General features: G+C 38.4%; 12 protein-coding genes. 7 read left to right on the forward strand and 5 right to left on the reverse strand.

Features of this window, described 5'->3' with window-relative positions:
- Positions 1–338 precede the first annotated feature (338 nt).
- Complete coding sequence (locus VF06_RS25835) at positions 339–1,535, reverse strand: FAD-dependent oxidoreductase (protein ID WP_099070447.1); 1,197 nt, start codon at positions 1,533–1,535, stop codon at positions 339–341.
- Positions 1,536–1,885: 350 nt separating this feature from the next.
- On the opposite strand from VF06_RS25835, the gene VF06_RS25840 reads away from it, so the two are divergent.
- From VF06_RS25840 to VF06_RS25865, 6 genes are all read left to right on the forward strand, one after another.
- Positions 1,886–2,389 carry a hypothetical protein gene (locus VF06_RS25840; RefSeq protein WP_099070446.1) on the forward strand — a complete coding sequence of 168 codons (504 nt, stop codon included), beginning with the start codon at positions 1,886–1,888 and terminating at the stop codon, positions 2,387–2,389.
- A gap of 5 nt (positions 2,390–2,394) precedes the next feature.
- A complete protein-coding gene (locus VF06_RS25845; RefSeq protein ID WP_099070445.1) occupies positions 2,395–2,679 on the forward strand; it encodes a hypothetical protein in 285 nt (94 codons plus the stop codon).
- Positions 2,680–3,140: 461 nt separating this feature from the next.
- Entirely contained in the window at positions 3,141–3,689 is a 549-nt protein-coding gene (locus VF06_RS25850; protein ID WP_099070444.1) for a (2Fe-2S)-binding protein, read from the forward strand.
- On the forward strand, positions 3,676–4,650 hold the full coding sequence (locus VF06_RS25855; protein ID WP_099070443.1) for an FAD binding domain-containing protein: 975 nt from the start codon (positions 3,676–3,678) through the stop codon (positions 4,648–4,650). The genes VF06_RS25850 and VF06_RS25855 overlap by 14 nt, the downstream gene beginning before the upstream one ends.
- 846 nt (positions 4,651–5,496) lie before the next feature.
- Entirely contained in the window at positions 5,497–6,450 is a 954-nt protein-coding gene (locus VF06_RS25860; protein ID WP_099070442.1) for a phytanoyl-CoA dioxygenase family protein, read from the forward strand.
- A 177-nt stretch (positions 6,451–6,627) separates the two neighbouring features.
- Positions 6,628–8,817, forward strand: a complete 2,190-nt coding sequence (locus VF06_RS25865; protein WP_099070441.1) for a xanthine dehydrogenase family protein molybdopterin-binding subunit — start codon at positions 6,628–6,630, stop codon at positions 8,815–8,817.
- Positions 8,818–8,856: 39 nt separating this feature from the next.
- Here VF06_RS25865 and VF06_RS25870 read toward each other — a convergent pair whose 3' ends face one another.
- Complete coding sequence (locus tag VF06_RS25870; RefSeq protein ID WP_099070440.1) at positions 8,857–9,168, reverse strand: hypothetical protein; 312 nt, start codon at positions 9,166–9,168, stop codon at positions 8,857–8,859.
- A gap of 13 nt (positions 9,169–9,181) precedes the next feature.
- Positions 9,182–9,601, reverse strand: a complete 420-nt coding sequence (locus VF06_RS25875) for a hypothetical protein (protein ID WP_099070439.1) — start codon at positions 9,599–9,601, stop codon at positions 9,182–9,184.
- 602 nt (positions 9,602–10,203) lie between these two features.
- Between VF06_RS25875 and VF06_RS25880 the strand changes: the two genes are divergently transcribed.
- The gene (locus VF06_RS25880; RefSeq protein ID WP_099070438.1) at positions 10,204–10,428 is read left to right on the forward strand and encodes a hypothetical protein; all 225 of its coding nucleotides are present in this window, start codon (positions 10,204–10,206) and stop codon (positions 10,426–10,428) included.
- A 293-nt stretch (positions 10,429–10,721) separates the two neighbouring features.
- Here VF06_RS25880 and VF06_RS25885 read toward each other — a convergent pair whose 3' ends face one another.
- Together VF06_RS25885 and VF06_RS25890 are read right to left on the reverse strand one after the other, a co-directional pair.
- A complete protein-coding gene (locus VF06_RS25885; protein WP_099070437.1) occupies positions 10,722–12,077 on the reverse strand; it encodes a (Fe-S)-binding protein in 1,356 nt (451 codons plus the stop codon).
- A 61-nt stretch (positions 12,078–12,138) separates the two neighbouring features.
- Positions 12,139–13,452, reverse strand: a complete 1,314-nt coding sequence (locus VF06_RS25890; RefSeq protein WP_099070469.1) for an FAD-binding oxidoreductase — start codon at positions 13,450–13,452, stop codon at positions 12,139–12,141.
- Positions 13,453–13,551 lie beyond the last annotated feature (99 nt).

The following is a 13,551-nucleotide window of genomic DNA, read 5'->3' on the forward strand; positions in this document are numbered from 1 at the left end:
TATTTGAAACCTTTCCCCTTTTCCCTTTTCCCTTTAACCGAACCGTATTGGTAAGAGACTTGCAATTAAATAGGACTTACGCAACGCCGATATTGTCATTGCGACCAGAACGAAGTGTAGGGAAGCAATCCCAGCGTCAGGGGGGATTACTTCTCTACGAGACGCTCCGCGTAGCTTGCTTCTGTGTAGGAGTACGCTATCGCTCGTAATGACGGAATTACGTTATTTTTGCGTAAGTCCTGTTAAAAAAATATTCCACAGAAGACTGTTAACTGTATATTGTTGACCGTTGACAGTCAGCAGTCAAAGCGCGTTGGACGGGTTATCAAAATTTACTATCAAATTAAACTCAGTACATTGGGCTTGTAACTATAAATCCATTTGTGAAAATCGTCATTCAGCGTCATTTGTCGCTGTGGGGTGTGGTTAGAAGATGTAAAAGTGTCATCGTAGTAACGCATTTCGCCCAAAGCACTACGAGCTTGAATGATTTTTGTACGGTCGATGCGAGACTGTTCGTAGTTGGCGAGGGCTGCTTCAAGGGTGGCTGAATGGGAAAAACACTGTGCCAGTTCGTATGCATCTTCAAAAGTGGTGTTGGCTCCTTGTCCCATAGCTGGTGCCATTGGATGGGCGGCATCACCTAAGAGGGTTACTCTGCCTTGACTCCAGTGGGTTAAGGGCGGGCGATCGCAAATCGGCCCTTCCCAGATTTGCTCGGCTGGTGTCGCTTCCACCACCGCCCGAAAGGATTCATCCCAATCGGCTAATTCTTGAAGAATGCGAGATTTGACCTCATGTGCATGGTGAGAAAAAAAGTAATCAGGATAAAACTTGCGACTAATCCAACTGGTATAGCCGCCTCCCACATTGAGAATGTACATGAACTGTTTATTACCTTTAACGAAAACGAGTTCATAGTCATTAAATAACTCATGGTGGTACTTGATAACGGCACGCCAACACATACTACCAATATAATTGGGCTTACCCTCGGCAAATAAAGTTTCTCTAACTACGGAGTTGACGCCATCAGCACCAATGAGCAAATCTGCGTCTACTGATTCTTGACCATCAAAATGAATTTTTACACCGTTTTCTTGTTGGTCAAAGCCGATGCAACGATGATTGAGGTGAATAATGTCAGATGGCAACCTGGATGCGAGAGCTTGCTGTAAACGATACCACCAGACAGTCAATAATGGTTGTCCGTATTGCTCTAGATATTTAGTTTGATTAGTGCGGATTGTTTCTCCCTGAATATTCTTTAAAATTGTGTGGTTCACTTGGCATCCTGAGCTTTTAAGGGTTGCCACTATTCCCGGTGCGATGGCATCCAGAGAATTCAAGCCATTAGGAGCCAATCCTAGTCCGGTTCCCGCTGGGCGAAATTCTTGTGCTTTTTCGTACACTTGCACATCAATACCTTGGCTTTGAAGTGCTATGGCAGCAGCCAAACCGCCTGGGCCAGCACCAACGATCGCAACTTTTTCTACTATCGGTTTAGATAATTTCTGAGTTAAATTTTTGTTCATATACAAAGTCAAAATTCAGAATTTAGAATCTCCTCACCGATAAATCCGCAGGAGTTCTACCCTCACGTTGGCAGCAGACCCATAATCGTTATTCTGGCTCCTAAATATTTTTTTAGTCAATCGTCCCCAAGGATCAACCTTGATTTACCGTTGTAATGGGTTGTCATCAGTCCTGTGGTTGATAGTGGTAACAAAAAATTCATAAACATGAAATTTTTGTTAATTTAATAAACTCGATTTCGGCAGTAAATTTGTTAAATTCTACATTTATTGACCAAAAAACTTGATATCAGGTACATAGCTTGCTGTATTATTTTTGTATTCAAAAATAATTACCAACAAAGTTTTGTATGAAATTAAAATCAGCCTCCATATATATTGCTTTAGGCCTTGTGAGTTTTTCAGTCAGTTCATTGCCACGTGTTGTCAATCCACAACAAGTGCTTGCCCAAGAAGTTAGTCCTTCATGCCCTTTACCAGCTGATATTGCCATTACCTTCCTCAACTCAGAATGCAAGGAAGTCAAACTAGAGCAACCCCAAACTTTTTATCGCTACTATAGTAGCAGTAGCAACAAATATGGCAGGTATTTAACAACTGACAAATATAAAACGAACGTAGAAGTCATCAAAAATCTAGCACTCAATCAAGAATGGGGTAATCAAGCCACTCAAATACTAACAGTAACTTTGCCAGCAGGAACCCTAACTTATCAAGGCATTGTCGGCCCTCAAACTCCTAAAGAATGCTATCCAGGTGGCGGTCAACAGACATTTATTAAAGATTCCAAAGATCCGAATATCAAGTGGTCTGAGGGAGGAAATATTACTGTAGAAAAGTTTAGCTGTCCGTAAAACTTATGGAAACCAACACACAAGAATTTGTCAAGCTAATAGACCGAGCTTCTGAAATCAGCCAACAGATGCTTAAAGACAAACAATCTGAGTCTTCGCCACGTTTAAATAACGTTATCAATGCCCTACAATCTATAAAAACTAAGGCACTGAATGGGAAACTCGAACCATCAGGAGGAGTCTCAACTCTTGGTTTGGCTCGTGAAGTAGCAGATTGGATTGAACCTTTGGATTCCCCATTACTAAAAGCTGTAGGTAGCATAGAGGAATATTATCAACAACACCTCTAAATTTACTACATAGTTTCTATAGCAATCCTATTTCAGTTGTGAAGAATATTGGTGTTAATTGTTGACTGTTGACTGTTGAGTGTCAACAACTCTAATACGTAATATTTCACAAATTATTTGGGATTGCTATATATTGAATTAGCGTCAAGTAATTTCAGATTTGAGATTTTGGATTGATTGCATATTCGCATCTGATAACCTATTAGGGAATTCCAAAAAATAAATAATTCCGGTTGGGGTCGTTGAGAGTTTACAGTCAACTGTCAACGGTCAACGGTCAAAACTAAACAATCTTCTGTAGAATATTTTTTACTTGGAATTCCCTTACTGCTGATATATGGGTTTTAGTAAAAAATTATAAATCTTCATGACACTTGAGTTTTTAATTTTACATTTCAAGTCCAAAATTTCAGATATAAAATTTGGTAATTGATTTAACTTTTAACATCTCCACTAAGAATATGGAAGAAAATTCCTTAGCTGCGATCGCTTCCAACTCCACAAGGCAAGAATTCAAAATATTGAGTTCCCAGGAAGTAGAAATATCTCTGAATGTGAATAATTTATGCTATTCGCTGAAACTAGAACCTCGCGTTACTTTACTCGATGCACTACGGGAAAAGCTGGGGTTGATGGGTACAAAAAAAGCTTGCGATCGCGGTGAATGTGGCGCATGTACTGTATTAATTAATAATCGGCGAATTAACTCCTGTATGACATTAGCAGTAATGCACATCGATGCTGCAATTACTACTATTGAAGGATTAGCAGAAGACGACAAACTCCACCCCCTACAAACAGCTTTTATTAGCCATGATGCTTTTCAATGCGGTTACTGTACATCGGGACAAATTGTATCTGCTGTAGGAATGATATTACAAGAACCGCCCACATCTGAAGCAGAGATTCGGGAAAAGATGAGTGGAAACCTTTGTCGTTGTGGGGCATATCCGAATATTATTGCAGCGATTCAGGATGTCCTAGAGGAAATAGAAAATGCAGCCATTTAATTATACTAAAGTCTTTTCAGAACAAGCAGCGATCGCCACATTTGAGCAAGACAAAACTGCGGAATTTATTGCTGGTGGTACTGATTTATTAGGATTAATGAAAGATGGCGTACAAGTAGCGAATACATTAGTTGATATTAATAGTTTACCACTAGGAGATATTGAATTTCACACTCATCAAATTCGTATTGGTGCAACTTCTAGATTGAGTGATGTAGCTTTTAATCCCCAAATTCAAGAATCTTATCCAGTAATTACTCAAGCTTTGCTACAAAGTGCTTCCCCACAACTGCGAAATATGGCAACTGTGGGCGGAAATTTATTACAACGAGTTCGTTGTGGGTATTTTCGCGACCCAGTTTTTTCTTGTAATAAACGCACTCCAGGTAGAGGTTGTGCGGCAATTACAGGCTACAACCGAATGCACGCTATTTTTGGGGCTAGCGAACATTGTATCGCCGTTCATCCCTCAGATTTAGCTGTGGCTTTGACAATATTAGATGCGGTGATTTGCATTCAAGGTGCAGAACAAACACGACAAATTTCAATTCATGATTTTTATGTTTTACCAGGTGAGACACCAGAGATAGAAAATTTATTACAGCCTGGAGAATTAATTATTGCTATTGAAATTCCAAATTTAGTATGTAAATCTCACTATTTAAAAGTTAGAGATCGGGCTAGTTATGAATTTGCTCTCGTTTCCGTAGCTATTGCTTTAGAAATAGAACAAAATGCGATCCAATCTGCACGTATCGCTTTTGGTGGAGTAGCGCCAAAACCTTGGCGTGCATGGGAAGTAGAGGAATTTCTCAAAGGACAAACAATCAATACAGCTACCTTCATAGCCGCAGGCGAACTAGCAATTAAAGAAGCCAAACCGCAAACACATAATGAATTCAAAATTGAATTAGTCAAACGCGTTTTAATTCGTGGGCTTTCAATTTGTTGTGGAAGTTGAATTTTATATAGCAATCCTGAATCATTCATGAGAAATTTAGAACCCATTGGGCGAATAGAATTCGCTACTACACAAACAAAGTCCACCTACGTGGACTTCATTGAATAACCCGCGTAGGCGGGTTTCGTCTGTGTAGGCGCGATTTCTAATCGCCAAGACTGAATAAAATTTTACTTGTAAATTTGATTTTGAATCTACGTATTTTCTCACAATTCAATTCAGATTGCTATATAGCAGTTATATGTTATGTAGGTATTTGCAGGTAAGTGAGGTAGAGATAATAGTTTGAAACGCAGAGGTAACCAGAGATTTGTACCTCAGCAGACTAGGAAACGGGATATGGTAAATAGTGACATTGGTCACAATAGTAGTGTGACTAATATCACTAATTAGCTATGATTTAGATTGTAATATTTGTGTGATGGCTTATAAAGTTAACAGCTAGCTCATAAATTGATACTAGCCTTAAAAGCTCGTTATCCCTCAATTCAGCCGATCGAGAAGTTAAGACTATGTTTGAGTAGTGATAAATATTACCCTTTCATACCTCAATTGTCTTCGTAAATACATTTGGGGTCTGGATTATAGATCAATACAGTTCACATAAGGCCAAAACACTTGTAGAGGCGGCGATTTATCGCGTCTGGTAAATCCACAATTTTATAGAATTAGCCTTTAACCCAAGCGTATTGGATTATAGATAAATTTAGATGAGTACTATCAAGTATTAGCAAATTGCTATGCGAAAATACATAAATTAAATTTCTTTTGATAGTAGCTAAAACTTTGAAGTAGAGTTACCTAGCTCTGTAGATTTATATTGACTATTAATAAAAATTCTTTATCATGCTACAAAATATTAAAAAAAAGTTTCCATTCTTATATAACATTTGTTATGAAAACTATATTGGTTTAACCAAAAACCCTCGTTGGTTGTTGATGCGTAAAGTCGGCAGGTTTCGTTTAGGAAGACTTGTAAAAAATTTTTTACCTGATGAAAAAAAATACTTATCTCAAACATTGGTAAATAAAAATTCCACTTTATTTCCAGATATTGATATTGATTTTGTAGTTAATGAACTCAAAAAAAATGGATTTTATTTGGGTCTGAATTTGCCAAAACAAATAGTAGATGAAATCACTGATTTTGCTGAAAATCATCCTTGTTATGGTGATTACAAACCTCATTTAGGCTTTTTTTATAATCAAAAAAAATCGGCAGAAAAGCATTACGATAGAAAATTGAAAATAGCTGGTTATTTTAATACTTCTTTGCTTTGTACTGCTATTAAAAAGCTGCAAAACGATCCAACACTATTGGCGATCGCAGCTAAGTATTTAGAGTGTAATCCAGTACATTTATCTAATCAATTATGGTGGAGCTTTGCTGGTGAAACAACAACCTTTGAAAAAATGAGAACATTTCAAATGTTTCACTACGATTTAGATGATTATCGGTTTTTAAAATTTTTCTTTTATTTAACAGATGTTGATGTATATGGTGGCCCTCATGTTTGTGTTAGAGGCAGCCATAATCAGAAAAAACTTTCACATTTATTATTACCTAAATATCAAACTGATGAAGCTATTATTAGCTATTATCAACAAGAATCATTAGTAACTATTTGTGGTAAAGCAGGATTTGGCTTTGCTGAAGATACTTTTTGTTTCCACAAAGGCACTACTCCAATGACTCAAGACCGCTTGATGTTACAAGTGGAGTTTGGCACAGTTGATTACAATATGCAGCATGATATAAGAGATCCATTAATTTTACAAACTATGAAAAATTCTCAGTAGCAATTGATTTATCATATAGCAGTCCGATTTGATTAATGAACTCATCTATATAGGCATAAGTACTGTTATCTATTTAGGCACAGAGTAGTAATGGATTGAAATTTTTAAGTTTAATTTGCCACAATTTGATAAGAAACTCTACTAACTTGAATTTTTCAGGAAAAGGAAAGCAACGGTATGAGTAAAATTGTTGGTAAATCAGTAGATCGGGTTGATGGTAGGCTGAAAGTAACGGGAGAAGCAGCTTATACTGCTGATATGCCCATAGAGAATTTGACTTATGGCGTAGTTTTTGAAAGTACCATCGCCAATGGTAAAGTTATACAAATAGACACATCAGCAGCCACAGCAGCACCTGGTGTCATAGATATCATTACTTATGAGCAAACACCATCGTTAATAAAAGTACCTTTCTTTTCTCCTGAAAAAACTCAACCAACAAAGAAAGATGACAATATTTATTACAATGGCCAACACTTAGGAATTGTAGTCGCTCAAACTTTAGAACAAGCCCAAACTGCTGCTGACTTAATCAAAATTATCTCCGAAGCAGCACCGCCAACAACGACATTGGCACAGGCAGAAATATTTGAACCAGAAACACTTTATTTTGGCATTATGCCAGGTAAAATCACTAGAGGGAATATAGAATTTGGAAAAGCACAAGCAGATGTTTTAGTGCAAGAAGTTTATTCCACACCAATGGAACATCATAATCCCCTAGAGACTTCTGCAACCATAGCCATGTGGGAGGGGGATAATTTGACATTATATGAAACTACCCAAGGCATTTCTGCAACCCAAAGAGCCATTGCATCTGTTTTGGATATTCCTCAAGAAAACGTCCGCGTCATCTCCAAATACTTAGGCGGAGGATTTGGTTGTAAAGCACTTTTAAGGTCTCATACTATTCTCTGTGCCATCGCTGCCAAACGAGTCAACCGACCGGTGAAAGTTGCCTTAGAGCGGTCGCAAATGTATACTAGCTGCGGTTACCGTTCCCAAACTCAACAACACCTAACCCTGGGCGCAACTAAGGAAGGTAAGCTAACAGTCATTACTCACACTGGCACATCCTTAACATCGCAATTTGATGACTTTGTGGAACCCGTCGGTGCAGCCACAACGATGATGTACGCTTGTGAAAATTTGGAAGTGAAATATCGTTTGGGACGTATCAACGCTGGTACACCAACCTTTATGCGTGGCCCCGGAGAAGCAACAGGAATGTTTGCCTTAGAGTCAGCAATAGATGAACTCGCATCTGCCTTAAATGTTGACCCCATTGAACTGAGACTAAGAAATCATGCAGATATCGATCCTCATACAGGATTACCTTGGTCTAGTAAATCCCTGAAACAATGTTATCAAAAAGGTGCAGAAATTTTTGGTTGGTCACAACGCAACCCAATTCCTCGTTCCATACAAGAAGGTGATTTTTTAATTGGTTGGGGAATGGCCAGTGCGACATTTCCCAGCAATTCTGGTTCAGCATCAGTGAAAGTCGAAATTTTTGCCAGTGGAGAAGTTAAAGTACAAACTGGTACTCAAGATATCGGTACTGGTACGTATACAGTGATGAGTCAGGTAGCTGCGGAAGCATTGGGCTTACCAGTGCAGTTTGAACTAGGTGATAGTAATTACCCCAAAGCACCGATTACAGGCAATTCAATTACAGTGGGTAGCGTTTCACCTGCGGTACATAAAGCAGCGATCGCCGCACGGGATAGAATGATTGAAATGGCGATCGTAGATCCAAATTCCCCTTTGTATCAATCTCAAGCAGAAGATATTACAGTTGAGTCAGGGCAAATATTTTTAAAACAAAACCCCTCCCAGCGAGACAGCTACACCGAGATTTTGCACCGCCAAGGCTTAGCAAGTTTAGAAGTTACAGAACAAACTTCACCCAACCCAGAGAGTAAAAACTATTCTAAACACTCTTTTGGCGCTATCTTTGTGGAAGTCGCCGTTGATGAACTTTTGGCAGAAATCAAAATTAGACGTTGCGTAGGTGTTTATAGTGTAGGACGAATTCTCAACCTCAAGACAGCACGCAGTCAAGTTGTCGGTGGTATTACTTGGGGAATTGGCATGGCATTAATGGAGAAAACCGTAATGGATGCTAATCAAGGGAGAATAGTTAGTGCCAATCTTTCAGACTACTTGATTCCCGTTCATGCAGATATACCAAATATAGAAGTGCTATTTGTTGAAGAAGAAGATGCTTATGTGAATGCACTCGGAACCAAAAGCTTGGGAGAACTTCCCATTGTTGGCGTAGCCGCCGCCATATCAAATGCAGTTTATCATGCCACAGGTAAACGGATTCGTGACCTACCAATTACACCAGATAAGTTGTTGTAGGTCAAAATAAAATCTAGAGAATTATTCAGTTGATAACCTTCACCGCTTGATAGTTTCACTGACTTCTTTGACTTCTTTTCTAAATTTTTCGATAACATCTTTTAATTTGGCTTCACGTTCTGAATCTAAATTATCCAAATTAGCTTCGACAAAAACTTTTACCACAGATCCTTGGTTAGGATTTTTAACACAGTTAACACATCTACTATCCTTTTCATAGGGAGATGCCTTAGTTTCTCTCCTGTTCGCTGCACCCTTTTTTTTTGGATGGTGCATATTTGTCACAAACTTAAATGTAGTTGCTAAAGCAGACAACCCCATTATGCTGGAAACAATCGCTATAATCTCCATAATTTCCTCCGAATTAAGACATCGATAAATACTTACAAAAAAGACTGGTAGCAAAAGAAAATAAAAATATAGCTACCGTAGCATAAAATATACTCCTATCAACGTTTTGACTAGTTGTTTTTTGACTAGTTACTGGAAGATTTTTGATGTAAGGATAGAGTATACCAGCAGCTAATGTAGTCAAAAAGCAACTACCGATGATTAGAATTTCATACCATTGATTTAACTTAGACCTAATTAGGATATTACCTATTGATTCCGCTCCAAAGGACACAGCAATTATTAGTAACTGCCCATCTCTGTAATGTTGATAGTCAAACCATGCTTGTTGGTTAAATAGCCTAACCAGACAATCAATTCCTAATGGAAGCACCGAGACTACAAACGTAAATAGTAGCCAAACAAGTACTTCTTTTGGTATTGGAGGCAACATAATTATGTTAGATCAATATAATAACTTATTCTCTAGCAAAAAATAAAATGAAATAGCTGATAATATACAAAAAACTGGCTAAAAATTGTTTGCACTATAACTTTTTTTAGGAAAAAATTATATTTATATCTTTTGTTTAGGTAATTTTTACAAGCGCATTATGTTTAGAGTCAACAATCCAGCTGCACCCAGAAGTATTTCAGCGTGATGTTAATACTTTGAAAAATATCCTGTCGGAAGTGGTAAGTAGTAACATAGTGCCTTAGCCTAAAGCCATAACGCTAAAGCAGTTAAGTAGGTCAACTTAATTAAACATAAAACAATAGTATATTTACATCTACGTGTTAATTTTTTTTAGGTTGAGCTACTTATCATCCCTGCGGAGGGCTGCACCAACGTCATTACTAGTTCTCTACGAGATTGTTTTTCTCAAAACTTATGTAGCTTGACTGTGAATTTATAGCCAAGAAAATACAGAATAAATAACTCTTAGTAAATAATGTGGTTTTAACTACGTTATTGAGTTTAATTAGTAAGATAAACTTGCCTAATGAATGTCATCAAAGTACTTAGTTTTTTTTAGTAACAAAAAAGGATAACCAATGAACAAAGAAGTAGCCAAAATAGTCTTATGGGAAGAAAATCAAAAAGATTTTCTCAAAAAGTTCTATGATTTACAATTTGTTCCTAGAGTAGGAGAGGAGATTTACCTAAAAAAGGAGAAATGGAAAGTAACCAGAGTTGAACACGATCTAGAAGTAAATGAAGTTAATATCTACATAGAATTAATCAAAAAAGTGAAGCAGGATAAATCATCTAATTTATAGATAAAATCGGCAAGAGACACGATAAATTGCTGTCTCTACTATATATTGGACTTCTTGCAAAAGTCGGGGAAAGGGGAAAGGTTAAAGGGGAAAGGGATAGATTTTTCCTTTACCCTTTACCCTTTACCCTACCTCTTGCAAAAGATACTTTTGCAAGAAGTCTATTGTTTAGCGTTAGGCGTTGCTGATGAAAGGTATGAATGAGTCTCACGCAAAGACGCATACCGCCAAAGGCGGAACCCGCAGGGTAGCCGCAAAGATTCGTTGTTTAGTTATATCGAAAACGCCATTTTTCAAACTTCCAACTTCACACCCCGAATGGAATAATCTAACAACTCCATCGGGTGAATTACTAAAATCTTCTTACCTTGCAACTGCAAATGCTTAGTAATTTGCAAAGTACATCCAGGATTAGGAGAAGCAATTAACTCAGCACCAGTATTCAATAAATTCTGTACTTTTTGCTGACCCAATTCTTCAGAAACTTCTGGTTGCAACATATTATAAACACCAGCACTGCCACAACACAAAGCTGCATCTAGAGGTTCTTTTAACTTCACCTCCGGAATTTGCCGTAACAACTGACGCGGTTGGACGCTAATCTTTTGACCGTGCAATAAATGACAAGCATCTTGATAAACTAAATTCAATGTTTTATCAGTCAATGGTGAAAGTTTAGCTGTTAAGCCAACAGTTGCCAAAAACTCTTGAGCATCTCTGACTTTGGCTGCAAAATCCTTAGCTTTTTCGCGGTATTCTGGGTCATCTTCTAATATATGACCGTATTCTTTTAAAGTATGACCGCAACCAGCAGCATTGATAATTACAAAATCTACATCACTCTTAGCAAAACTATCAATCATCTGCCTTGCTAAAGCCTTCGCTTGTTCTGTTTGTCCTTGGTGTTCGGGAAGCGCTGCACAACAACCTTGAGATTTGGGAATTACAACTTCACAACCATTGGCGGTTAAAACCCGCACCGTCGCTTCATTCACAGGAGAAAAGAACAACCGTTGCACGCATCCTAAAATTACCCCAACACGGTAGCGCTTTTCACCTTTAGCAGGAATTACAGTAGGCAAATTATCTTGAAAAGATTTGAGAGTAATTTTTGGCAGAATCGATTCCATTGCTGCCAAACGCGGAGAGATTTTATTGAGTAAACCAGTAGTCCGGAATAACTGACTCAAACCCAACTTTTGATAAACCAATAACGGAACTAATAAAACTCGTAAAAGCTGAGGATAAGGAAATAGAGAAAAGATTAACTGCCGAAATAATTTATCTGGCAAACTCCGGGGATAATTGCGTTCAACTTGGTGACGAGTTGCAGAAATTAACTTGTCATACTGCACGCCAGAAGGACAAGTCGTGACACAAGCAAGACAGCCCAAACAAGAATCAAAATGTTCTACTGTTGCCGTATTGAGAGCAATCTTACTTTCATTAATTGCATCCATTAAATAGATGCGTCCTCTTGGAGAATCCATCTCCTTACCCAACACCCGATAACTCGGACAAGTAGAAAGACAAAATCCACAATGCACACAACTATCAATTAACTTTGGTGCTGGTGGATGACTTTCATCAAATCCCTGTAAATCTTTCAAACTAGCCGTCTTATTCGCAGAATTTTTTGAAACTTGCATAATTAATTTTTCCCCTCTATTCCTTGGCTTTCTGGGCGTCTTTCCGGTTATTTTTTGACAACTAAATCCCACCCACAAACCGGCCAGGACTTAAAATATTTTTACTATCAAACTGTTGCTTAATACGCCGCATCAATGCCAAACTATTCCCCGTATAACCCCAAACATCTACTTGTTCTTTAACCGTCGCTGGTGCTTCCAGAATTGTTAAAAAACCACTATAAGCTTGAGTGCGATTGCGGATTTGCAAAACCTGATTTTTATCCCTTAATTTTAACAAACCCAAACCACTACTAATATGAATTAAACCAAACTCTACCTTAGACAAAATTGCCACCGCATTTGTGGGTAACACTCCTATTTTGCAGCTAATTACAGAATCTTCAACAGGAGAATATATTTGTTGTTGCAATCTTTCCCATAGATTAGCTTCATGACCATCTACATAAATTGCCCCATCTAAACCCAATTTTTGTCCTAGTTCCAAAACTCGATTTGACTGTTCTTGAACGCTTTCACGAATACTTTGAAAACGAGCAATTAATCCCAGTCCTTTACCCAAATTTAAACCGGATACCAATTTAGTCGATAGCAAATCAGCCTGGACTGGTGTTAACCCCGAACCCCGCAGAGTATTAGCTGCCTGAGATACAGCCTCAGCTTCCCCAGTTAGTAGCACCGTTACTGATGCCTCTTGTAACGGGTAGAGTCGAAAAGTTACTTGACTAATAACTCCTAATGTGCCGTAAGACCCTGTAAACAACTTCATCAAATCATATCCGGCAACATTTTTAACTACTCTTCCGCCAGCTTTCGCAATTTGTCCATCAGCACGCACAAAACTAATACCTAATAATTGGTCGCGCACGCTACCATAACGCTGTCGTAGAGAACCCGTATCACCTGTGGCGACAATACCGCCAATAGTTGCCGACTTTGGCGCTGTGGGGTCAAGGGCGAGAAATTGCCGTGAATTTGCCAAAAGTGCTTGTAAATCAGAAAATTTCATCCCAGCTTCTACAGTCACAGTCAAATCACCCACAGCATGTTCAATCAGCTGGTTGATACGTTCTGTGCTGACTACAATATCAACGTCCTTAACTAAACCACCCCAAGAGAGTTTACTACCACTACCACAGGGAAGAACACGCCAGTTATTTTTGTCAGCTGCGGCGAGGACTGCGGCTAGCTGTTCTTGAGTGCGGGGATAGACAATACAACTGGGAAAATTTCCAGCAACTATAGCCTGTTGAATCCGTTTTTGTTGATTTTCTTCGATATTTTCCCAAAGGCAAACAGCATTTTCTTCACCGACGATAGATGCAAGTTCCCAAGGGTAGACGCCTTGCGGCTTGTCGTTAGACATCGCTATCATTGAGTTTATTTTTTTACGCCCTACATCTAATTTACTGGGTAACTTGACTAAAAAAGCGGATTGGTGAGGTTGGGGAGGTGGGGAGGTGGGGAGGTGGGG

It is taken from the genome of Nostoc linckia z4 (assembly GCF_002608075.1).
Classification (GTDB): Bacteria; Cyanobacteriota; Cyanobacteriia; order Cyanobacteriales; family Nostocaceae; genus Nostoc; species Nostoc linckia.